This is a genomic window from Streptomyces sp. NPDC006140 (genome assembly GCF_040628815.1).
GTDB lineage: Bacteria > Actinomycetota > Actinomycetes > Streptomycetales > Streptomycetaceae > Streptomyces.
This window is the reverse complement of sequence record NZ_JBEXTS010000024.1, coordinates 46,490-70,449: the sequence shown is the minus strand read 5'-3', so window position 1 is coordinate 70,449 and position 23,960 is coordinate 46,490. Positions and strand designations below refer to the sequence as shown.

The window sequence follows — 23,960 nt, the reverse complement described above, 5'->3', positions numbered from 1 at the left end:
ATAGGCGGCGGGACTAGGCCCTATACCACTTCCCGCTGCTCGGTGCGAACATCTTCTGCTATTCAGCGCAAACTGCTGAAAGCAGACGGTCGCTGGCGTTACTGTCAGTTTCGTGTTCGCTGCAGAACGTCGCCAATTGATCCTCGAAATGGTGCGAGCGAACGGGGCCGTGTCGCTCCGTGAGCTCGCCCGCGTCGTCCAGACCTCCGAAGTGACCGTACGGCGGGACGTGCGCGCACTGGAGGCAGAAGGACTCCTCGACCGCCGGCACGGCGGTGCGGTACTGCCGGGCGGTTTCACGCGGGAGTCCGGCTTTCCGCAGAAGTCTCATCTCGCGACCGCCGAGAAGACCGCCATCGCCGACCTCGCCGCGAATCTCGTGGAAGAGGGAGAGGCGATCGTGGTCGGGGCGGGTACGACGACCCAGGAGCTGGCCCGCCGGCTCGCCCGGGTGCCCGGCCTGACCGTCGTCACCAACTCGCTGCTGGTGGCGCAGGCGCTGGCCCACGCCAACCGGGTCGAGGTCGTGATGACCGGCGGTACGCTCCGCGGTTCGAACTACGCCCTCGTCGGCAGCGGTGCCGAGCAGTCCCTGCACGGGCTGCGGGTGTCGCGGGCGTTCCTGTCCGGGAGCGGGCTGACCGCCGAGCGGGGGCTGTCCACGTCCAACATGCTGTCGGCGTCCGTCGACCGGGCGTTGGTGCAGGCCGCCGCGGAGGTGGTGGTCCTCGCGGACCACACCAAGCTCGGGACGGACACGATGTTCCAGACCGTGCCGACGGACCTCATCACGCGCCTCGTGACGGACGAGCCGCCCGCGCACGACGACCGTGCGGCCACGGAGCTCCAGGCACTCGCCGACCAGGGCGTGCAGATCGCCGTGGCCGGGGGGCAGGGGGGTTCCGCGGGGTCTTCGGGCCCCGGGGGTGATGCCGTCCCGGCGCGCCAGCAGCGTCGGGATGTGCCGTTGCCCGGGCCTCGGCGGCAGGTGCCGGGGGGTGGGGGCGGCGGGTTGCGGTCCACCTCGATGCTCGGGGAGCAGGGGCCGGGGGCGGAGCGGGCTCGGGTGGCGGATCTGCGGCGGCGTTGACGGCGGGGGGTGTTGAGCCGCTGCGGGTCGCCAGATGCTCGGCGTTGTCGCCCGGCCGGGGCGTTGCGCAACCCGGCGCCGCGGGGTGCCGCTGCGCCCACCCGTGCCGCCCTTAGCGGCACGATTGCCCGCAGCTAAGCGGACCGGCAGCCGCCGTACGACGCGAGGGGACGTGTCGGGGGGTGTCCGCCCGCAGCGGTTGGCGCGTCAACGGACAGTCAGTCGGTGCGCAAGTCGACCGCGCCGTTCCGAGGACGGACACCCCCCGGCGCGGCCCCGACCCGGGGCCGCGCCGTAGGCGTTGCGGGCCGCTGGCCTCAGTCCTTGATCTCGCAGATCACCGCGCCCGACGTCACCGACGCGCCGATCTCCGCCGACAGGGCCTTGATCGTGCCGGACTTGTGGGCGTTGAGGGGCTGTTCCATCTTCATGGCCTCCAGGACGACGACCAGGTCGCCCTCCTTGACCTCCTGGCCCTCCTCGACCGCGACCTTGACGATCGTGCCCTGCATCGGCGAGGCGAGGGTGTCGCCGGAGGCGACGGGGCCCGACTTCTTCGCCGCGCGGCGCTTCGGCTTGGCGCCCGCCGCGAGGCCCGTACGGGCCAGGGACATGCCCAGCGAGGACGGCAGGGAGACCTCCAGCCGCTTGCCGCCGACCTCGACGACGACCGTCTCGCGGCCCGGCTCCTCGTCCGCCTCGGCGTCGGCCGGCGCGGCGAACGGCTTGATCTCGTTGACGAACTCCGTCTCGATCCACCGGGTGTGGACCGTGAACGGGTCGGACGAACCGGTGAGTTCCGGCGCGAAGGCGGGGTCCTTCACCACCGCGCGGTGGAACGGGATCGCCGTCGCCATGCCCTCGACCTGGAACTCCTCCAGCGCACGCGCGGCCCGCTCCAGGGCCTCCTTGCGCGTGCGGCCGGTGACGATCAGCTTGGCCAGCAGCGAGTCCCACGCCGGGCCGATGACCGAGCCGGACTCCACGCCCGCGTCCAGGCGGACGCCCGGGCCCGAGGGCGGGTCGAAGGTCGTGACCGTGCCGGGCGCCGGGAGGAAGTTGCGGCCCGGGTCCTCGCCGTTGATGCGGAACTCGAAGGAGTGGCCGCGCAGCACCGGGTCGTCGTAGCCCAGCTCCTCGCCGTCGGCGATGCGGAACATCTCGCGCACCAGGTCGATGCCGGCGACTTCCTCGGTGACCGGGTGCTCCACCTGCAGACGGGTGTTGACCTCCAGGAAGGAGATCGTGCCGTCGAGGCCGACGAGGAACTCGACCGTGCCGGCGCCGACGTAGCCGGCCTCCTTCAGGATGGCCTTCGACGCGCGGTACAGCTCGGCGACCTGCTGCTCGGACAGGAACGGCGCGGGCGCCTCCTCGACCAGCTTCTGGTGGCGGCGCTGCAGCGAGCAGTCACGGGTGGAGACGACGACCACGTTGCCGTGGGTGTCGGCCAGGCACTGCGTCTCCACGTGGCGCGGCTTGTCCAGGTAGCGCTCGACGAAGCACTCGCCCCGGCCGAACGCGGCGACGGCCTCACGGACCGCCGAGTCGTACAGCTCCGGCACCTCTTCCAGCGTGCGCGCGACCTTCAGACCCCGGCCGCCGCCGCCGAAGGCGGCCTTGATGGCGATCGGCAGCCCGTGCTCCTCGGCGAAGGCGACGACCTCCTCCGCACCCGAGACCGGGTCGGGCGTGCCCGCCACCAGCGGGGCGCCCGCGCGCTGCGCGATGTGCCGGGCGGCGACCTTGTCACCGAGGTCGCGGATCGCCTGCGGGGGCGGGCCGATCCAGATCAGGCCCGCGTCCAGGACCGCCTGGGCGAAGTCGGCGTTCTCGGAGAGGAAGCCGTAGCCGGGGTGGATCGCGTCCGCGCCCGACTCCCGCGCGGCCTTCAGCACCTTCTCGATGTCGAGGTAGCTGGTGCCCGGGGTGTCACCGCCCAGGGCGAACGCCTCATCCGCGGCGCGGACATGCAGAGCGTCCCGGTCCGGGTCGGCGTAGACGGCCACGCTCGCGATCCCGGCGTCCCGGCAGGCCCGGGCCACGCGGACAGCGATTTCGCCACGGTTGGCGATGAGCACCTTGCGCACGATTGAGGCTCCCTCCTTGAAACAAGCCGAGTTTAGGGACTGCCGACACGGCACTTCGACCCGTCCCCAGTGGTGAGCTTGCCCACACGGAGCGTGATGCGAGGCTCGCTCGACCCGCAAAATCCCTTGTCGCACCGCGATACGCAGTGCTCCTCCGGGAAACCCTAGCCCTCCCCTGTGGGGAAGGTCTCTGTCATCACGTGCTGCGGGCCACTCTGTTTCTTTGTGGAGTCCCTACGAATGGCCCAATGATTCTTTGCCCGCCACCGGACCCTTGTCCCCGGGTTTACCGGTTAGTAGCGTTCGCGATGTCTTCGGAGGGAAGAGGGTGGGCGCGGTGATGCGCAGGCCGGTGGCGTGGGTCGTGGCGGTGGTGCTGTTCGCCGAGGCGTTCGGCATCGCGGGGCTCAACTGGTTCCTGGGGGTCGTCGTCGACCGGCAGGACATGTCCCTGGCCGGGCTCGACCCGCACATGATGGCGGTGTCGTCGAAGATCGGCGGGATCGCCTTCGGCCTCTACTTCGCGCTGTGCGGCCTGGTCGCCCTGCTCGTGGCGCTGCGGGACCGGCCCCCGGCCGGCTTCGGGCGCGTGCTGCTGATCAGCGCGGCGGTCGTGCACGGCATCCTGGGCGCCTTCACCTGGGGGCTCGTCGGCTGGCCCGCGTTCCTGTTCATGGTGCTGGTGCTCGCCCTGATCGTGCTGCTGCTGATGACGTACGACCGTCCGGCCGAGCCCGCCGACGCCGCGCCCGAGGGCGGGCGGGGCGGCGACGGGCCCCCGGTCACTTCTCCGCCGGCGCCCACAACTCCGTGATGCCGATGCCCAGTTGGCCGAGGAGCCGGCGGACGAGGGGCAGGCTGATGCCGATGACGTTGCCGTGGTCGCCGTCGATGCCGTCGATGAACGGGGCCGAGCGGCCGTCCAGGGTGAACGCACCGGCGACGTAGAGGGGTTCGCCGGAGGCGACGTAGGCGGCGATCTCCTCGTCGGTGGGTTCACCGAAGTGGACGATCGTGGACGCGGTGGCGGAGACGTAGCGGCCCCGCAGCGTGTCGTAGACGCAGTGGCCCGTCTGGAGGGTGCCGGCCCGGCCGCGCATCGCCTTCCAGCGGGCGGTGGCCTCCTCGGCGTCCGCGGGCTTGCCGAGGGCCTGGCCGTCCAGGTCGAGCACCGAGTCGCAGCCGATCACGATCGCGCCCTTGACCTCCGGCCGGGCCGCCACGACGGAGGCCTTCGCCTCGGCGAGGGCGAGCGCCAGCTCGGCGGGGGTGGGGGCGGTGACGGCGTCCTCGTCGACGCCGCTCACGATCACCTCGGGGTCGAGACCGGCCTGGCGGAGCAGGCCGAGCCGGGCGGGGGACTGGGAGGCGAGGACGAGTCGGCGGCGCGGCTGATCTGTCATGCGTTCAGCGTATCGGCGGAGCCGCCGCGGGCTCACCTCACGCCGATCACGAGCATCGCCAGCACCATGGCCAGGGCCAGGAGAACGCTCAGCCGCCGCAGCATGTCCTGCATGTCACGCAGTTCTTCGGGCGGTTCGTTCTCGGGGTCGGACCACAGCATGCCACCAGCGTGCGGCCTGGCAGGGCGGGGCGCCTGAGTAGAGGTACTCAAATCGGCGCCCCGCGTTGTTCCGCAGTGCGCGGTTCCCCGCGCCCCCGGGACGAGAACTCTAGGCCGGCCAGTAGGTGCGGCCCCAGGCCGTCGGGCCCGGCTGGGGCAGGCGGTGGGTTGCGATGCGGGACGGGTCGGACCAGGAGTCGCGAGGGGTCGGCGCGCCGGGCGGCGTCGCCGCTGCCGCCGCGGCGCGCGCCCTGACCACCGCCAGGGCGGCGGCCAGCTCCTCCGGGGTCGGGTTGCCCCGTACGACCTTGATCGTCATGTGGGCTCCTGGTGGCTAGAGGGGGATGTTGCCGTGCTTCTTCGGAGGCAGGGATTCCCGCTTCGTGCGCAGTTGACGCAGGCCCCGTACGACGTGCCGGCGGGTGTCGGACGGCAGGATCACCGCGTCGACGTAGCCGCGCTCGGCCGCGACGTAGGGGTTGAGCAGGGTGTCCTCGTACTCCTGGATCAGCCGGGCCCGGACCGCCTCCAGGTCCTCCCCGGCGGCCTCCGCCTCGGCCAGGGTGCGGCGGTGCAGGATGTTGACCGCGCCCTGGGCGCCCATGACGGCGATCTGGGCGGTGGGCCAGGCGAGGTTGAGATCGGCACCCAGGTGCTTGGAGCCCATGACGTCGTAGGCGCCGCCGAAGGCCTTGCGGGTGATGATCGTGATGAGCGGGACGGTCGCCTCGGCGTAGGCGTAGATCAGCTTGGCGCCGCGGCGGATGATGCCGTCGTGCTCCTGGCCGACGCCGGGCAGGAAGCCGGGGACGTCGACGAAGGTGAGGACCGGGACGTTGAAGGCGTCGCAGGTCCGTACGAAGCGGGCCGCCTTCTCGCTGGCCTTGATGTCCAGGCAGCCGGCGAGCTGCGTCGGCTGGTTGGCGACGATGCCGACGGGGCGGCCCTCGACCCGGCCGAAGCCGGTGACGATGTTCGGCGCGTACAGCGGCTGCGTCTCGAAGAACTCGGCGTCGTCCAGGACGTGCTCGATCACCGCGTGCATGTCGTACGGCTGGTTCGCGCTGTCCGGGACGATCGTGTCCAGCTCGCGGTCCTCGTCCGTGATCTCCAGGTCGGCCTCCTCGGGGAAGGCGGGCGGCTCGGAGAGGTTGTTGGACGGCAGGTACGACAGCAGCTGCTTGATGTACTCGATCGCGTCCTTCTCGTCACCCGCCATGTGGTGGGCGACGCCGGAGGTCGCGTTGTGGGTCCGGGCGCCGCCCAGCTCCTCGAAGCCGACGTCCTCGCCGGTGACGGTCTTGATGACGTCCGGGCCGGTGATGAACATGTGCGAGGTCTGGTCGACCATGACCGTGAAGTCGGTGATGGCCGGGGAGTAGACGGCCCCGCCCGCGCACGGGCCGACGACCAGGCTGATCTGCGGGATGACGCCGGAGGCGTGGGTGTTGCGGCGGAAGATCTCGCCGTAGGCGCCGAGGGAGGCCACGCCCTCCTGGATGCGGGCGCCGCCGGAGTCGTTGATGCCGATGACCGGGCAGCCGGTCTTCAGGGCGAAGTCCATGACCTTGACGATCTTCTGCCCGTAGACCTCGCCGAGGGCGCCGCCGAAGACGGTGAAGTCCTGCGAGAACACGGCGACCGGGCGGCCGTCGACGGTGCCGTACCCGGTGACGACACCGTCGCCGTAGGGCCGGTTCTTGTCGAGGCCGAAGTTGGTGGAGCGGTGCCGGGCGAACTCGTCGAGCTCGACGAACGAGCCCTCGTCGAGCAGGAGCTCGATCCGCTCACGGGCCGTCAGCTTGCCCTTGGCGTGCTGCTTCTCGACGGCGCGTGCGGAGCCGGCGTGCGTCGCCTCATCGATGCGGCGCTTGAGATCCGCGAGTTTGCCCGCGGTCGTGTGAATGTCAGGCTGCTGCTGCTCTTCCGGCTCGGACATCGGGATGCGGCTCCCTGCCTGCTCAAAAGGGGGGACGGTTACTCATCCGTAGAGTAGTGGGGGCCCTCCACATCGGCAGTGCGGCGTTTACCACACCTAGGGTGTCTTGCATGACGCCGCGAGATGCATCAGAGCCGAACGGAAGCCGCTGGTCCGACCTGGACCGGCCGCCCCTCAACGTCACCGCCCTGCGCCGGGGACTGGTGCGGGAGGGAGGGCTGTGGTCGGAGGTGGAGGTGGTCCAGCGCACCGGCTCCACCAACTCCGATCTGGTGGCCCGGGCGGCCGGGGGCAAGGCCGTCGAGGGAGCGGTGCTCGTCGCCGAGGAGCAGACGGCCGGGCGCGGACGCCTCGACCGGCAGTGGACCGCGCCGCCGCGCTCCGGCCTCTTCTTCTCCGTACTGCTCACGCCGGGCGAGGTGCCGGTGGCGCGATGGGGGTGGCTGCCGCTGCTCACGGGCGTCGCGGTGGCGACGGGGCTGGCGCGTGCGGCGGGTGTCGACACGGCGCTGAAGTGGCCGAACGACCTGCTGGTCACCGTGGGGGGAGAGGAACGCAAGGCCGGGGGGATCCTCGCCGAGCGGGCCGGTGACGACGGGGTCGTGATCGGGGTCGGCATCAACGTCTCGCTCAAGGCGGACGAGCTGCCCGTGCCGACGGCCGGGTCGCTGGGGCTGGCCGGGGCCGTGAGCACGGACCGGGATCCGTTGCTGCGGGGTGTGCTGCGTTCTCTGGAGGAGTGGTACGGGAAGTGGCGTGCGGCGGGGGGTGACCCGGGGGTGAGCGGGTTGCAGGAGGCGTATGCGGCGGGGTGCGCGACGCTCGGGAGGGTGGTGCGGGCGGAGCTGCCGGGGGATCGGGCGGTCGTGGGGGAGGCCGTCGCGGTGGACGGGGACGGGCGGTTGGTGCTGGCCACGGGGGAGGGCGTGCAGGAGCCGGTCGGGGCGGGGGACATTGTTCACTTGCGGCCTGCGTGAGCCCGGGCCGGGTGTCTCACCCGTCGGCAGAACCAACGGAGTGAGCTGGCGCACACCTGCCGTAGAGTTGAGGCCGGTCGATACATGACCGTGACAGATCGGAAGGGCAGCACGCGTGACCGTCGACGACTCGGGCTCCGGCACGGACGCGCAGGGCGCCGACCCCGGCGAGGATCCGCTCGCCCTGCGGCTGGAACAGCTCATCCTGGGCGCCGAGCGCCGCTACACCCCGTTCCAGGCGGCCCGCAGCGCCGGCGTCTCCATGGAACTCGCCTCCCGCTTCTGGCGGGCGATGGGCTTCGCCGACATCGGGCAGGCCAAGGCCCTCACGGAGGCGGACGTCCTCGCCCTGCGGCGCCTGGCCGGTCTCGTCGAGGCCGGGCTGCTGAGCGAGGCGATGGCCGTGCAGGTGGCCCGGTCCACCGGGCAGACCACCGCGCGGCTCGCCGAGTGGCAGATCGACTCCTTCCTGGAGGGGCTGACCGAGCCGCCCGAGCCGGGCATGACACGCACCGAGGTGACGTACCCGATCGTCGAGCTGCTCCTGCCCGAGCTGGAGGAGTTCCTGGTCTACGTCTGGCGCCGCCAGCTCGCCGCCTCGGCCGGACGGGTCGTGCAGGCCGCCGACGACGAGGAGATGGTCGACCGGCGGCTGGCCGTCGGCTTCGCCGACCTGGTCGGGTTCACGCGGCTGACCCGGCGGATGGAGGAGGAGGAGCTCGGCGAGCTGGTCGAGGCCTTCGAGACCACGGCCGCCGACCTGGTGGCCGCGAACGGCGGACGGCTGATCAAGACCCTCGGCGACGAGGTGCTGTACGCGGCCGACGACGCCGGCACGGCCGCCGAGATCGCCCTGCGGCTGATCGAGACCATGGCGCACGACGAGACGATGCCGGAGCTGCGCGTCGGCATGGCGTTCGGCACGGTGACCACCCGTATGGGTGATGTCTTCGGTACGACCGTGAACCTGGCCTCCCGGCTCACCTCGATAGCTCCGAAGGACGCCGTCCTCGTCGACACCGCCTTCGCCGAGGAGCTGATCCGCACGCAGGACGCTCCGGCCTCGGAGGCGGAGGCGGCCGAGGAGGCCGCGGCGGCGGAGAAGGAGGGCGAGGAGCCGCCGGTGTACCGGTTCGCGCTGCAGCCGATGTGGCAGCGGCCCGTGCGTGGGCTCGGCGTCGTGGAGCCGTGGCTGCTCACGCGGCGGGACGTGCGGTCGTAGGGCCCCGCTCAGTCGCGGTCGCCCGGTGTGTCCACGCACAGGCCGATGACCGGTACGCACAGGCCCGGGTCCTGCGGCTGCTTCGGGCCGTCGGGCTCGGGGGCCGGGGCGGGTGCGGTCCGGCTGGGCGCCGGGGTCGGGGTCGGGCGCGGGGTGTCCGCCGTGGGGGCCGGCGCCGGGGCGTTCGGGGTGTCGGGGAGGGGCGTGGCGCTGGGCGCGGCGGCCCTGGGTGTCCCGTCCGTCCGGCGGGCGTCGGTCGTGGTGGCCGGGGTGCGGGAGGCGGCCGGTCCGCGGGTGGCCGGTGACGGGGTCAGGCCGCCCAGGGCGGCGGGTGACGACGGGCCGGCCTCGGGGGCGGCGGGGAAGCTCGCCGCGGTGTCGGCGGTCTCGTCCGTGCCGGTGGGGACCGGGTCCGGGCGCGGCTCGGCCTCGACGGTGCCGACGCTGTCGGTGCCCGGCCCGGAGACCAGGCGTACGAGGCTCAGGGCGCCCGCGGCCAGGGCGAGGCCGCCGGCGGCGAGCAGGACCTTGCGGGGACGGGGCTTGCGGTGGCGGCCGCGGACGCGGGGGGCGAAGGAATCGGGTTCCGCCGGGGCCGGTTCGCCGGGCCTGGCCGGCTCCGGTCGGCGGGGTGCCGTGGCGGCCCCGGTGTTCCGTCGCGGCGTCGCCGGCGTGTTCGTCGTCATCACGGTCCCTCCCGATGCGCACGCGCCCCCAGTGCGCCGTGGCTGACGCACGGTATGCGCTCCGATGGGCGGTCGGGCCCGAGTTGGGGGGATGTCACTCGAACGGGTGGGCGGGCGGTGGGTGCGGGAACCGGACGCGTCCGCTCTTTCGCGGGTGGGGCGCGGCTGCGATGATCGGAACGGCGATGTTGTTAACCCGCGTTAACCGGAGGGTGTCATGAGTGAGGAACGGTTCGGGGAGTTCGTGCTGGTGCGGCGGCATGAGCAGGGGCATGTCGCGGAGCTCGTCCTCGACCGGCCCAAGGCCATGAACGCCGTGTCGACGGAGATGGCGCGGTGTGTGGCCGGGGCGTGCGCGGCGCTGGGGGAGGACCGGGACGTACGGGTGGTGGTGCTGACCTCGACGCATGAGCGGGCGTTCTGCGTCGGGGCCGATCTGAAGGAGCGCAACTCGTTCAGCGACGCGGAGCTGCTGAGGCAGCGGCCGGTGACGCGGGGGGCGTACACCGGGGTGCTGGAGCTGCCGGTGCCGACGGTGGCGGCGGTGCACGGGTTCGCGCTGGGCGGCGGGTTCGAGCTGGCGCTGGCCTGTGACGTGATCGTGGCGGACCGTACGGCGGTGGTGGGCCTGCCGGAGGTGTCGGTGGGGGTGATTCCCGGGGGTGGCGGTACGCAGTTGCTGCCGCGGCGCGTCGGGGCGGCCCGGGCGGCTGAGCTGATCTTCTCGGCGCGGCGGGTGGAGGCCGTGGAGGCGGGCGAGTTGGGGCTGGTCGACCAGGTGGTGGAGGCCGGGCGGGACCGGGAGGAGGCGTTGGCGCTGGCGGCGCGGATCGCCGGGAACTCGCCGGTGGGGTTGCGGGCGGCGAAGCGGGCGTTGCGGCTCGGGCAGGGGTTGGATCTGCGGGCCGGGCTGGAGGTGGAGGACGCGGCGTGGCGGGCGGTGGCGTTCTCGGGGGACCGGGCGGAGGGGGTTGCGGCGTTCAACGAGAAGCGGAGGCCGGAGTGGCCGGGGGAGTGAGCTGAGGGCTCGTTGTCAGGTGCTCGGCGTCGGTGCTGGGGCCGGGTGGGGCCGCAGCCCGGCGGAGCGGGGTGCAGCTGCGCCCACCCGTGCCGCCTGGGGGTCCCCCCTGCTCGAAGAGCTTGGGGGAGGCACGATTGCCCGCAGCGGGGTGGGATCTGGTCGTCCTCGTTCGCGTCGTAAACAGGTCAGTCTGGCTGGAAACTCCCTAGCCTGGAGTGATGGGTGAGGACAGACGGCTCGCGGCCGTCGTCGCGTTGGCTCAGGGGATGGCGGCGGCGCACGGGTCGCGTGAGGCGTGGCGGGCCGCGGCTGCCGGGGCGTGCCGGGCGCTGGGCGGGAGTTTCGCCGCGCTGTCGGTGTGGGAGCGGGAGCTCGGGCGGCTGAAGGTCCTCGTGAACGTCGGCGAGCTGGCCGAGGGGGAGGAGGAGTTCCCCGAGGACGAGGCCTATCCGGTGCACCAGTTCGCGGAGATCACCGAGTTCCTGCACGAGCAGTGGGCCGGTGGCGGGGAGCCGGACGCGTGGGTGGAGACCGCCGAGGGGCCCGCCGCCGGGCAGCCCGGCTACTGCCACCAGCGCGTCGCCGCCCTGCGCCGCCGGGGCCGGGGCTGCTGCGTGGTCGCGCCGATCGTGCTGCACGGCAGGGCCTGGGGCGAGCTGTACGTGGCGAGGCCGGCCGGTGAGCCCGTCTTCGAGCGGGCCGACGCCGACTTCGCCACCGTCCTCGCCTCCGTCGTGGCCGCCGGCATCGCCCAGACCGAGCGGCTGGAGGAGGCCCGCCGCCTCGCGTACACCGACGCGCTCACCGGGCTCGCCAACCGCCGTGCTGTGGACGTACGCCTGGAGCAGGCGATCGAGCGGCACCGCCGGGACGGAGCCGTCGTCAGCCTGGTCGTCTGCGATCTCAACGGGCTCAAGCGGGTCAACGACACCCACGGGCACGCCGTCGGCGACCGGCTCCTGGAGCGTTTCGGCTCGGTGCTGTCGCTGTGCGGGGCCATGCTGCCGGGGGCCCTGGCCGCCCGGCTCGGCGGGGACGAGTTCTGTCTGCTCGCCGTCGGGCCGCCCGCCGACCAGGTCGTGAAGGCGGCAGGCGAACTGTGCCGCCGGGCCGCCGAGTTGGAGCTCGGGGACGGCGTGGCCTGCGGTGTCGCGTCCACCGAGGATCCGATCGGGCCCGTGCGCTCCGCCCGCCGGCTGTTCCGGCTCGCCGATGCCGCCCAGTACCGGGCCAAGGCCGAGCGGGCGGACCGGCCGGTGGTCGCCGGCCGGGCCGGGCCCGACGATCCCGTGGTGCGGCTCGCGGACGAGCCGTCCCAGGAGGCCAACGGCGAGCGGCGGCGGTTCCGCGGCCGGCACGCGCCCTGAGGCCGCCCGGGCGGTGTGACGTATCAGTAAGGGGTGAACCCCGCCCCCAGTGGTGACATCATCGAATTCACTGCGTACGCTCCTGAATATGGATATGCACACTGTGGTGGTGGGGACGTCCGGGGTGACCGCGTCCGACGTGCTCGCCGTGGCGCGCGGCGGCGCCCGCGTCCAGCTCTCCGAGGAGGCGCTGGCCGCCCTCGCCGCGGCCCGCGAGATCGTGGACGCGCTGGCGGCCAAGCCGGACCCCGTGTACGGAGTGAGCACCGGCTTCGGCGCCCTGGCGACCCGGCACATCAGCCCGGAGCTGCGCGCGCAACTGCAGCGCAACATCGTCCGCTCGCACGCCGCCGGGATGGGCCCGCGGGTCGAGCGGGAGGTCGTCCGCGCCCTGATGTTCCTGCGGCTGAAGACCGTCTGCTCCGGGCACACCGGCGTACGGCCCGAGGTCGCGCAGACCATGGCGGACCTCCTCAACGCCGGCATCACCCCGGTCGTGCACGAGTACGGCAGCCTCGGCTGCTCCGGCGACCTCGCGCCGCTGTCCCACTGCGCGCTCACGCTCATGGGCGAGGGGGACGCCGAGGGCCCCGACGGCACCGTACGCCCGGCCGCCGAACTGCTCGCCGCGCACGGCATCCAGCCGGTCGAACTGCGCGAGAAGGAGGGCCTCGCCCTCCTCAACGGCACCGACGGCATGCTCGGCATGCTGGTCATGGCCCTGGCCGACCTGGAGACGCTCTACCGCTCCGCCGACGTCACGGCCGCCCTGTCCCTGGAGGCCCTGCTCGGCACCGACAAGGTCCTCGCCCCCGAGCTGCACGCCATCCGGCCGCACCCGGGGCAGGCCGCCAGCGCCGCCAACATGCTGGCCGTGCTGAAGGGCTCGGGCCTGACCGGGCATCACCAGGACGACGCGCCGCGCGTCCAGGACGCCTACTCGGTGCGCTGCGCGCCGCAGGTCGCCGGGGCCGGCCGCGACACCATGGCGCACGCCCGGCTGGTCGCCGAGCGCGAGCTGGCCTCCGCCGTGGACAACCCGGTCGTGCTGCCCGACGGGCGCGTGGAGTCCAACGGCAACTTCCACGGGGCGCCCGTCGCCTACGTCCTGGACTTCCTCGCCATCGCCGCCGCCGACCTCGGCTCCATCGCCGAGCGGCGCACCGACCGGCTGCTCGACAAGAACCGCAGCCACGGCCTGCCGCCGTTCCTCGCCGACGACGCCGGTGTGGACTCGGGCCTGATGATCGCTCAGTACACGCAGGCCGCGCTGGTGAGCGAGCTGAAGCGGCTCGCCGTACCGGCGTCCGCCGACTCGATCCCGTCCTCCGCCATGCAGGAGGACCACGTCTCGATGGGCTGGTCGGCGGCGCGCAAGCTGCGCACGGCCGTCGACAACCTCGCCCGGGTCCTGGCCGTCGAGCTGTACGCCGCCACGCGCGCCATCGAACTGCGCGACGGGCTGACCCCGGCGCCCGCGTCGCGGGCGGTCATCGACGCCCTGCGCGCCGCGGGGGTCCAGGGTCCCGGGCCCGACCGGTTCCTGGCGCCCGACCTGGCCGCGGCGGACGCGTTCGTGCGCGAGGGACGGCTGCTGGCCGCGGTGGAGAGCGTCACCGGGCCGCTCCACTAGGGCTCAGCGCGCAGGACAGGAGGGGCCTCACCGACCGGCGGGGCCCCTCGTCAACTGCGGTCAGAAACCGAGCCGTTCCCGGCGGACGGAATACACCACGAACCCGGCGCCCAGCGTGAGGCAGACCGTCCCGCCGATCACGTACGGCGTGCTGTCGAAGCTGCCGGTGTCGGCCAGCCGGGTGCCGGTGACGGAGCTGTCGGCGGTCGTGGCGGCGATCCGCGCCTGCTCCGTGACCAGCGGCGACGGGCTCGTCGCGACCGCGTCTCTCACCGGGGTGTCCGACGTCGCGTTGGCGGACGGGACGAACCACAGGGCACCCAGCAGGGTCGCCGCGGCGGTGGCGGTCAGCAACGGACGGCGAGCGGATGACACGGAATATCGATCCCCTTGTGGCGTCGGCGAATTGGCCGTGTGGGGCGATGTTAGTGAAAGGCGCGGGTCACGGGAAAGTCACAGGAGCTCTTGGCCGTACGCTCCCGCCATGAGCACTCCAGAGACATCACGGTTTGTCCGGGTTCGCGTGGAGGTCGTTCTCGAAGTCGAGGACGCCGACGCCGTCATCAAGTCCGCCCTGCGCCGTCTCGCCGACGACGCCGGGATGCCCGCGGCGGAACGGACCCATGCCGAGAGCGCTGTGACGGAAGACACCGCGGAGGCCCTCGCGTACCTCGTCGACCCGTTCGACCTGGTCAGCCAGGTGCCGGGGGTGGAGCTCCAGCAGGCCTCCTGGAGCAGCGAACGGATCGACTACGACCCCGATTCGCCGGACTGGGACCTCGACGAGGATGATGTGGTGGACGACGAGGACGGCGACCGCTGAGGCTGTTGGGGAAACTGGTGACCCCGGGCGGCAACCGCCGTCCGGGGTCTTCGCGTCTCACGGGGCGCATCGACCGCAGCCGCATCGTCCGGCACCGTCCGCCGCGGACGTGGTGATCCCCACACCTGGGTCACCTGCGGAACCGGACGAACCGGTCGTAGCGTTGAAGGTTCTCGACGAGGACTCGTGAGTCCTGACGGGGGCACTTGGATTCTTGACGGGGACACTCGGGGTTTTGGGGAAATCGGCAACGATGGAGAAGCGTGTGATGACGGTCAGTAAGCGGCGCAAGGGCCTGACGGTCGCGTCCGCACTGCTCGGCGGAGTGCTGGTGCTCTCGGCGTGTTCCGGCGGCGACGACAACGCCTCGGGTGGCGACGGCGGCGACAGCTCCCAGTCGAAGGTCGACGAGGCCGCGGCCAAGAAGACCTCCGAGGCCCAGATCAAGATCACGCCCAAGGATGGATCGGACAACGCCTCGATCAACAACTCCGCGGCCGTCACGGTGAGCAAGGGCACGCTCACGAACGTGAAGATGACCACCTCCGACGGCACGGAGGTGAGCGGCCAGATATCCGCCGACAAGACCAGCTGGAAGCCCAGTACGCAGCTGGAGCGCTCCACCACCTACAAGCTGTCGGCGGAGGCGAAGGACTCCGACGGTCGCGTCGCCCACGAGAACGCCTCGTTCACCACGGTCTCCCCGGCCAACAGCTTCATCGGCAACTTCACCCCGGACGACGGCACCACCGTCGGCGTCGGCATGCCGGTCTCGATCAACTTCGACAAGGCGATCACCAACAAGGCGGCCGTCCAGAAGGGCATCAAGGTCAGCACGACCAGCGGCCAGGAGGTCGCCTGCCACTGGTTCAACGCCAACCGCATGGACTGCCGGCCCCAGGACTACTGGAAGGAAGGCTCCACCGTCACGCTGAAGCTCGCGCTCGACGGTGTCGAGGGCGCCGAGGGCGTCTACGGCGTCCAGCAGAAGACGGTCACCTTCAAGATCGGCCGCAACCAGATCTCCTACGTCGACGCGAAGACCAAGCAGATGAAGGTCACGCAGGACGGCAAGGTCGTGCGGACCATCCCGATCTCCGCCGGCTCGCCGGAGAACAAGACCTACCAGGGCATCATGGTGATGTCCGAGAAGTTCAAGGAGACGCGCATGAACGGCGCGACCGTGGGCTTCACGGACGACGACGGCAAGGGCGAGTACGACATCAAGGACGTGCCGCACGCCATCCGCCTCTCCAGCTCCGGCACGTTCATCCACGGCAACTACTGGGGCGCGAAGTCCATCTTCGGCAGCGTGAACACCAGCCACGGCTGTGTGGGACTCCAGGACGCCAAGGGCGCGAACGACCCGAACACCCCGGGTGCCTGGTTCTACAACAACTCGATCATCGGTGACGTGGTCGTCGTCGAGAACACCGGCGACAAGACCATCGCCCCGGACAACGGCCTCAACGGCTGGAACATGAACTGGACGCAGTGGAAGGCGGGTTCGGCCGTCTGACGGCTTCCCCGATCCACGACCCGATGCCGCCGTTCGCCCTTCACCGGGCGGGCGGCGGCATCGTCGTTCGTCGGGCGTGTGCCGGGCATCCGCCCTGTCAAGGAGAACGCGCGTGCGTAATTGCCCAACCCTGTAACGGCGTTCCGGCAGCCGTGTAACAGTCGGCCGACGAAATTCTCAGCTTCTTCTCATCTATTGAGCACCTGATCACCCCTCGGCATACTGCCTATTCCGGGGGGTGTACGCGTATGCGTGCGAGACCACCCCCGGCCGGGTGAACGGGGAATTCGCCCGGTACTTCTGCAAGGGGGAAACTTGCGCAGACAAGTGAAAAGGGCGTACGCGGCCTCGGTCGCCACAGCGGCAGCCGTGGCCCTGGCGGCGGGTATGACCAGCCCGGCGTCGGCCGACGGCGAGCGGACGGCCGCGGCGTCCAAGCCGGCCTCGCTCACCGCCAAGCACCACATCACGCTGATCACCGGCGACCGGGTCGCCCTCGACGCCAAGGGCCGCGTCGTCGGCCTGGAGCGGGCCAAGGGCCGTGAGGGCATTCCCGTCCAGGTCCGCAAGCTCGACGGCCACACCCTCGTGATCCCGGCCGACGCGGCCCGCCTGGTCGCCACCGGCAAGCTCGACCAGCGGCTCTTCGACGTCACCGAGCTGAACAAGTCCGCGACCCGCAAGGCCCAGAAGAAGGGCCTGAAGGTCATCGTCGGCTACCAGGGCAGCGCCGCCGCCACCAAGGCCGACGTCCGCGACGCGGGCACGCTGAGCCACTCGCTGAAGTCCCTGAACGCGGACGCCGTGCAGACGCCGCAGCAGGACGCGCCCGAGCTGTGGGACGCCGTCACCAACGGCGACAAGACCGCCTCCGGCATCGCGCACGTCTGGCTCGACGGCGTCCGCAAGGCCAGCCTCGACAAGTCCGTCCCGCAGATCGGCGCCCCCAAGGCGTGGTCGGCCGGCTACGACGGCAAGGGCGTCAAGATCGCCGTCCTGGACACCGGTGTCGACGCCACCCACGACGACCTCAAGGGCCAGGTCGTCGGCGCCAAGAACTTCACCACCTCGCCCGACGCCACCGACAAGGTCGGCCACGGCACGCACGTCGCCTCCATCGCGGCCGGCACCGGCAAGAAGTCCGGCGGCAAGTACAAGGGCGTCGCGCCCGGCGCGAAGATCCTCAACGGCAAGGTCCTCGACGACGGCGGATTCGGCAGCGACTCCGAGATCCTCGCCGGCATGGAGTGGGCCGCGGCCGAGGGCGCCGACGTCATCAACATGAGCCTCGGCGGCATGGACTCCCCCGCGATCGACGCGCTGGAAGCGGGGGTGAACAAGCTCTCCGCGGAGAAGGGCGTCCTGTTCGCCATCGCCGCCGGCAACGAGGGCGACTTCGGCGAGCAGACCATCGGCTCCCCGGGCAGCGCCGCCGCGGCCCTCACCGTCGGCGCGGTCGACGACAAGGACAAGCTCGCCGACTTCTCCAGCCGCGGCCCCGGCATGGACGGCGCCCTCAAGCCCGACGTGACCGCGCCCGGCGTGGACATCACCGCGGCCTCCGCCCCGGGCAACCAGATAGCCCAGGAGGTCGGCGAGAAGCCGGCCGGCTACATGACCATCTCCGGTACGTCGATGGCGACGCCGCACGTCGCGGGCGCGGCGGCGATCCTGAAGCAGCAGCACCCCGAGTGGAAGTACACCGAGCTGAAGGGCGCCCTCACGGGCTCCACCAAGGGCGGCAAGTACACGCCGTTCCAGCAGGGTTCGGGCCGCATCCAGGTCGACCAGGCCATCAAGCAGTCCGTGATCGCCGACCCGTCGTCCGTGAGCTTCGGCGTCCAGCAGTGGCCGCACACCGACGACAAGCCGGTCACCAAGGAGCTGACGTACCGCAACCTCGGTACGAAGGACGTCACGCTGAAGCTGGCGTCGACCGCCACCAACCCGAAGGGCCAGGCCGCCCCGGCCGGCTTCTTCAAGCTCGGCGCCACCACGGTGACCGTCCCGGCGGGCGGCAAGGCCTCTGTCCCGTTCACCGTCAACACCAAGCTGGGCGGCACGCTCGACGGCGCGTACTCGGCGTACGTGACGGCGACGGGCGGCGGCCAGACGGTGCGCACGGCGGCGGCGGTGCAGCGCGAGATGGAGTCGTACGACGTCACCGTCAAGCACATCGGCAGGGACGGGCAGCCGACGGACGGCTACGACACCCAGCTCATGGGCTACGAGGGCCTGGCCAAGGACCGCTTCTACCAGACGCCGGTCGCCCCTTCCGGCACGGCGACCCTGCGCCTGCCCAAGGGCACCTATCTGCTGAACAGCTTGGTCTTCCAGGACACGGATACCGCCGAGGGCGGCATCGACTGGTCGGTCCAGCCGAAGCTGGCGCTCACCAAGAACACCACCTTGACGATCGACGCCCGTAAGACGAAGGCGGCCGACATCAGGGTGCCGGACGCACAGGCCAAGCCGCTGTCCGCGATGATCGAGTACGGCTACGCCCCGGCGGCCGGCTTCGGTATCGGCCTCGACTCGTTCGCGGATCTGCGCATGGCCCACCTGGGTCCGGAGGTCTCCGGGCTGAGCCAGACCTGGAGCGGGCAGTGGACCAAGGGCGACACCGCCGAGTACAACGTGGTCACCAGCGCCAAGGTCAAGAAGATCCAGGGTGACAAGGTCCGGCACTTCAAGGCCGGCGAACTCGCCACCGTGAAGCACGAGATGGGTGCGGCCGCGGCCGGTAAGACCGGCGACATGTTCACCGCCGGCATGCTCCCCGAGACCGTGACGTTCGGCGTCCCCGTGCAGCAGAAGCTGCCGAGCACCCGCACGATGTACCTCTCGACGTCGGACAAGGTCCAGTGGGCGTTCGACTTCACGCAGTACAAGGGCAAGGACGCGGACGGCAACTGGGTCCCCGAGGCCGGCTACACGCTCGGTGACCCGCAGACGTTCAAGGCCGGCCAGAAGTACACGAAGACCTTCAACACGGCGGTCTTCGGCCCGCGTCTGAACGCCGAGTTCGGTGTCTTCCGCAAGGGCAACGCCCTCTACGGCTCGCTGCCGCTGTTCGCCGACGGCTCCGGGCACGCGGGCTCGTCCGAGTTCACATCGGTCGCCACGAACCTCTACCGCAACGGCACCAAGGTCGGCTCCAACACCGACCCGCTGTTCGGCGAGGAGTTCAAGGTCCCGTCCGGTGACGCCGAGTACAAGCTGACGACGTCGGTCAAGCGCAGCGTCAAGGTCGCGGCGGCCTCCACCCGGATCGACGCCGCCTTCACCTTCCGCTCCAAGAAGCCGTCCGGTGACGCGCGCGTGAAGCTGCCCGTCTCCACGGTCCGCTTCCAGGCCAAGACCGGCCTGGACAGCAAGGTCCCGGCCGGCAAGACGGCCAGCGTCCCGGTCACCGTCGAGGGCGCGGCCAAGGGCAGCAACCTGAAGTCGCTGTCGGTGTACGTGTCGTACGACTACGGCAAGACCTGGAAGAAGCTCGACGTCAAGAACGGCAAGATCACCGTCAAGAACCCCGAGAAGGGGAAGGCCATCTCCTTCCACGCCAAGATCGCCGACAAGAAGGGCAACAAGTCGACGATCTCGATCTACAACGCGTACTACGGCAAGTGATCCGTAGCGCCTGTTAGCGAACCGCCCGCCGGAAGAGAAGCGTCCGGCGGGCGGTTCGTGTTTCCGTGGCGCCATGACGGCCCACACCGTCGAGTACGTCCGGTACCGCGTCCCCGAGCAGCGTTCGGCGAGTTCCTGGCCGCCTACGGCCGCGCCGCGGCCCACCTCGAAGGCTTCCGCAGGGCCGAACAGTTCCCCGGCTTCTTCGCCGAGATCCGCCCGTACGTCGAGAACATCGAGGAGATGCGCCACTACGAGCCGACCGCCGTGCGCGGCACCGGCTCCGCCGTCCCCACGCTGTACGACTGGGCGGGCGGCGCCGAGGCCCTCTCGCGCCTCACCGAGGTCTTCTACGGCAAGGTGCTGAAGGACGACCTCTTGGCCCCGGTGTTCGCGGGGCTGGCCCCCGAAAACGCCCAGCACGTCGCCCTTTCATCCAGGACGCCGCCGACAAGGCGGGCCTGCCGGCCGACGCGGAGTTCCGCTCGGCGTTCGTGGCCTACGTGGAGTGGGGGACCCGGCTCGCCGTCCACTTCTCGAGCCCGGGCGCGAAGCCCCCGGAGGAGCAGCCGGTGCCCTCCTGGACGTGGGGAGCGGCTCCGCCGTACCAGGGGTGAGGGGCGGGCGGACGTGCTGCGTCAGGCCGGCGGGGCGGACGACGCCCCGGTGCCCGAGCGCACCGCGTCCGCCCCCCAGCTCGCCAGCAGCCGCAGGGCCTGAGCCGAGGCGGAGTCCGGCTCCGCGTGGTACGTGATCAGGGACTGCTCGGCGTCGTCGACCAGGCGGAACGTCTCGAAGGACAGGGTCAGGTCGCCGACCAGGGGGTGGCGCATGCGCTTGACGCCGTAGCTCTTCTCCTTGACGTCGTGGGCGGCCCAGAGGCGGCGGAACTCCTCGCTCTTCACCGACAGCTCGCCCACCAGGGCGGACAGCTGCGGGTCGTCCGGGTGGCAGCCCGCGTCCATGCGCAGATAGCCGACGATGTCGGCCGCCTTCCGGTCCCACTCGACGAACAGCTCGCGGTAGTCGGGCCTGAGGAACACCAGCCGCGCCCAGTTCCGCTCCGGCGCCGGCAGCTCCGCCCAGTCGCCGAAGAGGGCCGCGGCCATCCGGTTCCAGGCCAGGATCTCCGAGCGGCGCCCGACGATGTAGGCCGGGACGCTGTCGATCGAGTCCAGCAGGTGCCGCAGCGCCGGCCGCACCTGCCGGCTGCGCGCCGCCGGCTTCTTCTTGTGCTGCTTCGGCTTCGCCAGGTGCGTCAGGTGTGAGTGCTCGGCGTCGCTCAGCCGCAGGGCGCGCGCGATCGCGTCCAGCACCTCCGCCGAGACGTTGCGCCCGTTGCCCTGCTCCAGCCGCGTGTAGTACGCCACGGACACCCCGGCCAGCTGCGCCAGCTCCTCGCGGCGCAGCCCCGGCACCCGCCGCCGCCCGAAGTCGGGCAGCCCCACGTCCTCCGGCTTCAGCCGGGCACGCCGGGTGCGCAGGAACTCGCTGAGCTCGGCACGCCGGTCCAGGCCGCCACCGGCCGTCTGCGCGGGTTCGGGCTGTTCGTCCATGCGTCCCAGTATTCATGGTCGTACGCACGGCAGCCTGACCCCGCCAGTGGTACGCACGCTGTGCGTACGCAAAACCGTGGTCTGGGTGAAGGCGCGCGGCTCGGGCACGCTGGTGATCGTGCCCGGAAGAAGATTCAGAAGGCAGCCGGGCACAGACACTTTGCTAGGAGAAACCCCGGCATGACCACTGTTGCTGCGTACGCCGCCCCCGCTCCCAAGGCTCCGCTGGAGCGCACCACCATCGAACGCCGCCAGGTCGGCGAGTTCGACGTCCTGATCGACATCAAGTTCGCCGGCATCTGCCACTCGGACATCCACCAGGCCCGCGAGGGCTGGGGCGAGGCGATCTTCCCGATGGTCCCCGGCCACGAGATCGCCGGTGTCGTCGCCGAGGTCGGCCCCGGTGTGACGAAGTTCGCCGTCGGCGACCGCGTGGGCGTCGGCTGCATGGTCGACTCCTGCCGCGAGTGCGAGAACTGCGAGGCCGGCCGTGAGCAGTACTGCGTCCAGGGCAACGTCCCGACGTACAACGGCATAGGCAAGGACGGCGAGCCCACCTACGGCGGCTACTCGCAGAAGGTCGTCGTCGACGAGAACTTCGTCGTCCGCATCCCCGACGGCCTGTCCCTGGACGTCGCCGCGCCGCTGCTGTGCGCCGGCATCACCCTCTACTCGCCGCTGAAGCGGTTCGGCGCCGGCCCCGGCAAGAAGGTCGCGATCGTCGGCCTCGGCGGCCTTGGCCACATGGGCGTGAAGATCGCGCACGCGCTCGGCGCCGAGGTGACCGTGCTGTCGCAGTCCCTGCGCAAGCGGGAGGACGGCCTGAAGCTGGGCGCGGACCACTACTACGCCACCAGCGACCCGAAGACCTTCGAGGAACTGGCCGGCACCTTCGACCTGATCGTCTCCACGGTGTCGGCCCCGCTGGACTTCGGCGCCTACCTGTCGCTGCTGAAGACCGAGGGCACGCTGGCCAACGTCGGCGCTCCCGAGGAGCCCATCTCCCTGAACCTCTTCTCGGTGATCGGCGGAGGCAAGTCCCTCGCCGGTTCCATGATCGGCGGTATCGCCGAGACGCAGGAGATGCTGGACTTCTGCGCCGAGCACGGTCTGGGCGCCGAGATCGAGCTGATCCGCGGCGACCAGATCAACGAGGCGTACGAGCGCGTGCTGGACAGCGATGTGCGCTACCGGTTCGTGATCGACACGGCCACCATCTGACCGGCCGAGAACCATGCGTCGAGGGCCCCGGCAGCGCGCCGGGGCCCTCGCGCGCGCCCGGGATTTTCCGGTGCACGAGGGCGGTGGAGCTTCCGGTGCACGAGGGCGGTGGAGCTTCCGGTGCACGAGGGCGGTGGAGCGGGGTACACGACGAGAGTGCCCCAGGGGGGTCCGCCAGGGGAGGCCCACCATGACCGTGCAGCTCAACCACACCATCGTCGTCTCCCACGACAAGCGCGCCTCGGCCCGGTTCCTCGCCGACATCCTCGGGCTCGACGTGAGCCCGCCCTACGGACCGTTCCTCCCGGTCGAGATCCCCAACGGCGTGACGCTCGACTTCATGGACAGCCCCGGCGCCATCACGCCGCAGCACTACGCCTTCCTCGTCTCGGAGGAGGAGTTCGACGAGATCTTCGCCCGCATCCAGCAGGCCGGTCTGACGTACTGGGCGGACCCCTTCCACAGCCGCCCCGGCGAGATCAACCACAACGACGGCGGCCGCGGAGCGTACTTCGACGACCCCGACGGCCACCGCCTGGAGATCATCACGAGGCCCTACGGCAGCGCCGGCTGACCCGGGCACATCGTGCCGCCGCCGAGAAGCGGACCTGGGAGAGGCTGGGCGCTACCCGGTAGCGCTCGGCCGGTCCTGTTCCTCGAACGTCCACACGGCGCGGGCGCCCGGGCCGACGACGAGGGCCGAGTGGCCGATCCGCTCCTCGTGCCGGTACGGCACCGGCCGGTTCAGCGACATCTCGACCTGCCGCAGGCCCGCCTGGTCGAGGGGCACGACGTCGAAGCGGATGGTGGTGCCGCCGCCCTTCGCGACGGCGCCCCCGCCCGGCAGCGACCGGACGGCGAACCCGCCGGCCTCCAGCAGCGGCACCGTGGCGGCGAGGTCCCGCGCGGTCACCGCGAGCCGGATGCCGGTCACGTCCCGCATCAGACGGTCGCGGTAGGTGTCGGGCAGGTAGCGCTCCCGGCCCACGTCACCGGGGTGTGCGGCGGGCTCGGTGTTGCCGCGCGGGTCGGCGAAGTACTCCGGCCGGTACTCCATGCCCCAGGCGCCGAACAGGTCGTACTGGTCGGTGGTGAACACGGCGTCGAACCACGGCACGGGCACGCCGTCCCCGAAGTCGCGTGTCTGCCGGAACTCGATCGGGTCGGTGACGCCCTGCTTCCGCAGCCGCTCGATCACCGTGGGCAGGTCCCCGGCCCGCTCGGTCGACACGGCCAGGCCGGCGGCGCCGAGGGTGCCGTCCTTGCCGGGCAGATCGCCCACGCCGAACAGCTCCAGGTAGGTCTCGCGGCCCATCAGATAGCGGCCGGTCCAGGTCTGCCCGCCGGATCCGGTCGTCGTGCGGACCTGGAAGTGGGCGAACTCCCGCAGGTAGGAGGAGTGCTCGATGGCGTCGGCGGTCGCACGGTCGAGCACGCCGTAGGCGTGGTTGTAGAACAGCGACTGCTGTCCGGCCGCCGGCGTGCCCTCCTCGGCGTGCGCCGTGCCCTGGACCGCCCCCGCGAGGGCCAGGGCCACGACCATGATCACCTGTAACGCTCGTCTGAGAACCATGCGAAGGAGCGTAAGGCGGGAGGAGAGGATTCCGCCGCCGAAGCGGACA

Annotated in this window: 21 protein-coding genes and 1 pseudogene; 13 read left to right on the top strand and 9 right to left on the bottom strand. The window is 71.4% G+C overall.

Annotated features, from left to right (window positions below):
* Positions 1-112 precede the first annotated feature (112 nt).
* A complete protein-coding gene (locus ABZ386_RS39000; RefSeq protein WP_351347232.1) occupies positions 113-1,090 on the top strand; it encodes a DeoR/GlpR family DNA-binding transcription regulator in 978 nt (325 codons plus the stop codon).
* A 317-nt stretch (positions 1,091-1,407) separates the two neighbouring features.
* Here the strand turns inward: ABZ386_RS39000 and ABZ386_RS38995 are convergent, their stop codons facing one another.
* Positions 1,408-3,180, bottom strand: coding sequence for a biotin carboxylase N-terminal domain-containing protein (locus ABZ386_RS38995; protein ID WP_355716399.1), 1,773 nt, complete (start codon positions 3,178-3,180; stop codon positions 1,408-1,410).
* A gap of 340 nt (positions 3,181-3,520) precedes the next feature.
* Between ABZ386_RS38995 and ABZ386_RS38990 the strand changes: the two genes are divergently transcribed.
* Positions 3,521-3,994 carry a hypothetical protein gene (locus ABZ386_RS38990; protein ID WP_351347228.1) on the top strand — a complete coding sequence of 158 codons (474 nt, stop codon included), beginning with the start codon at positions 3,521-3,523 and terminating at the stop codon, positions 3,992-3,994.
* Here the strand turns inward: ABZ386_RS38990 and ABZ386_RS38985 are convergent.
* From ABZ386_RS38985 to ABZ386_RS38970, 4 genes are all read right to left on the bottom strand, one after another.
* Positions 3,963-4,583 carry a nucleoside triphosphate pyrophosphatase gene (locus tag ABZ386_RS38985; RefSeq protein ID WP_351347226.1) on the bottom strand — a complete coding sequence of 207 codons (621 nt, stop codon included), beginning with the start codon at positions 4,581-4,583 and terminating at the stop codon, positions 3,963-3,965. The genes ABZ386_RS38990 and ABZ386_RS38985 overlap by 32 nt on opposite strands.
* Positions 4,584-4,615: 32 nt before the next feature.
* Positions 4,616-4,744 (bottom strand): hypothetical protein, encoded by a 129-nt coding sequence (locus tag ABZ386_RS38980; protein ID WP_351347224.1) that lies wholly within the window; start codon positions 4,742-4,744, stop codon positions 4,616-4,618.
* Between the two features lie 109 nt (positions 4,745-4,853).
* Positions 4,854-5,063: an acyl-CoA carboxylase epsilon subunit gene (locus ABZ386_RS38975; protein ID WP_114254953.1), complete on the bottom strand. Its 210-nt coding sequence runs from the start codon at positions 5,061-5,063 to the stop codon at positions 4,854-4,856.
* Between the two features lie 15 nt (positions 5,064-5,078).
* A complete protein-coding gene (locus ABZ386_RS38970) occupies positions 5,079-6,683 on the bottom strand; it encodes an acyl-CoA carboxylase subunit beta (RefSeq protein ID WP_351347222.1) in 1,605 nt (534 codons plus the stop codon).
* A gap of 110 nt (positions 6,684-6,793) precedes the next feature.
* On the opposite strand from ABZ386_RS38970, the gene ABZ386_RS38965 reads away from it, so the two are divergent.
* Complete coding sequence (locus ABZ386_RS38965) at positions 6,794-7,660, top strand: biotin--[acetyl-CoA-carboxylase] ligase (RefSeq protein WP_351347220.1); 867 nt, start codon at positions 6,794-6,796, stop codon at positions 7,658-7,660.
* 115 nt (positions 7,661-7,775) lie between these two features.
* A complete protein-coding gene (locus tag ABZ386_RS38960; RefSeq protein ID WP_351347218.1) occupies positions 7,776-8,882 on the top strand; it encodes an adenylate/guanylate cyclase domain-containing protein in 1,107 nt (368 codons plus the stop codon).
* Positions 8,883-8,890: 8 nt separating this feature from the next.
* On the opposite strand, the gene ABZ386_RS38955 is transcribed toward ABZ386_RS38960, so the two are convergent.
* The gene (locus ABZ386_RS38955; RefSeq protein WP_358968273.1) at positions 8,891-9,568 is read right to left on the bottom strand and encodes a hypothetical protein; all 678 of its coding nucleotides are present in this window, start codon (positions 9,566-9,568) and stop codon (positions 8,891-8,893) included.
* A gap of 217 nt (positions 9,569-9,785) precedes the next feature.
* Between ABZ386_RS38955 and ABZ386_RS38950 the strand changes: the two genes are divergently transcribed.
* From ABZ386_RS38950 to hutH, 3 genes are all read left to right on the top strand, one after another.
* Positions 9,786-10,586 (top strand): enoyl-CoA hydratase-related protein, encoded by an 801-nt coding sequence (locus tag ABZ386_RS38950; protein WP_114254957.1) that lies wholly within the window; start codon positions 9,786-9,788, stop codon positions 10,584-10,586.
* A gap of 221 nt (positions 10,587-10,807) precedes the next feature.
* Positions 10,808-11,956: a sensor domain-containing diguanylate cyclase gene (locus ABZ386_RS38945; RefSeq protein ID WP_351347214.1), complete on the top strand. Its 1,149-nt coding sequence runs from the start codon at positions 10,808-10,810 to the stop codon at positions 11,954-11,956.
* Positions 11,957-12,050: 94 nt separating this feature from the next.
* The gene (gene hutH, locus ABZ386_RS38940) at positions 12,051-13,589 is read left to right on the top strand and encodes a histidine ammonia-lyase (RefSeq protein ID WP_355718875.1); all 1,539 of its coding nucleotides are present in this window, start codon (positions 12,051-12,053) and stop codon (positions 13,587-13,589) included.
* 60 nt (positions 13,590-13,649) lie between these two features.
* Here the strand turns inward: hutH and ABZ386_RS38935 are convergent, their stop codons facing one another.
* Positions 13,650-13,964 carry a hypothetical protein gene (locus ABZ386_RS38935; protein ID WP_351347212.1) on the bottom strand — a complete coding sequence of 105 codons (315 nt, stop codon included), beginning with the start codon at positions 13,962-13,964 and terminating at the stop codon, positions 13,650-13,652.
* 109 nt (positions 13,965-14,073) lie between these two features.
* On the opposite strand from ABZ386_RS38935, the gene ABZ386_RS38930 reads away from it, so the two are divergent.
* The 4 genes and pseudogenes from ABZ386_RS38930 (at position 14,074) to ABZ386_RS38915 (ending at position 20,178) form a co-directional block, all read left to right on the top strand.
* Positions 14,074-14,412: a hypothetical protein gene (locus tag ABZ386_RS38930; protein WP_351347210.1), complete on the top strand. Its 339-nt coding sequence runs from the start codon at positions 14,074-14,076 to the stop codon at positions 14,410-14,412.
* A 268-nt stretch (positions 14,413-14,680) separates the two neighbouring features.
* Complete coding sequence (locus ABZ386_RS38925; RefSeq protein ID WP_356501543.1) at positions 14,681-15,931, top strand: Ig-like domain-containing protein; 1,251 nt, start codon at positions 14,681-14,683, stop codon at positions 15,929-15,931.
* A gap of 315 nt (positions 15,932-16,246) precedes the next feature.
* Complete coding sequence (locus ABZ386_RS38920) at positions 16,247-19,561, top strand: S8 family serine peptidase (protein WP_358968270.1); 3,315 nt, start codon at positions 16,247-16,249, stop codon at positions 19,559-19,561.
* Between the two features lie 73 nt (positions 19,562-19,634).
* Positions 19,635-20,178 (top strand): annotated as a pseudogene (locus ABZ386_RS38915) (antibiotic biosynthesis monooxygenase).
* A gap of 21 nt (positions 20,179-20,199) precedes the next feature.
* Here ABZ386_RS38915 and ABZ386_RS38910 read toward each other — a convergent pair.
* Complete coding sequence (locus ABZ386_RS38910) at positions 20,200-21,117, bottom strand: helix-turn-helix transcriptional regulator (protein ID WP_351347205.1); 918 nt, start codon at positions 21,115-21,117, stop codon at positions 20,200-20,202.
* Positions 21,118-21,297: 180 nt separating this feature from the next.
* Between ABZ386_RS38910 and ABZ386_RS38905 the strand changes: the two genes are divergently transcribed.
* Together ABZ386_RS38905 and ABZ386_RS38900 are read left to right on the top strand one after the other, a co-directional pair.
* Positions 21,298-22,338 carry an NAD(P)-dependent alcohol dehydrogenase gene (locus ABZ386_RS38905; RefSeq protein ID WP_358968267.1) on the top strand — a complete coding sequence of 347 codons (1,041 nt, stop codon included), beginning with the start codon at positions 21,298-21,300 and terminating at the stop codon, positions 22,336-22,338.
* Positions 22,339-22,528: 190 nt separating this feature from the next.
* Positions 22,529-22,912 (top strand): VOC family protein, encoded by a 384-nt coding sequence (locus ABZ386_RS38900; protein WP_355718864.1) that lies wholly within the window; start codon positions 22,529-22,531, stop codon positions 22,910-22,912.
* Between the two features lie 51 nt (positions 22,913-22,963).
* On the opposite strand, the gene ABZ386_RS38895 is transcribed toward ABZ386_RS38900, so the two are convergent.
* A complete protein-coding gene (locus tag ABZ386_RS38895; RefSeq protein ID WP_358968289.1) occupies positions 22,964-23,887 on the bottom strand; it encodes a DUF5829 family protein in 924 nt (307 codons plus the stop codon).
* Positions 23,888-23,960 lie beyond the last annotated feature (73 nt).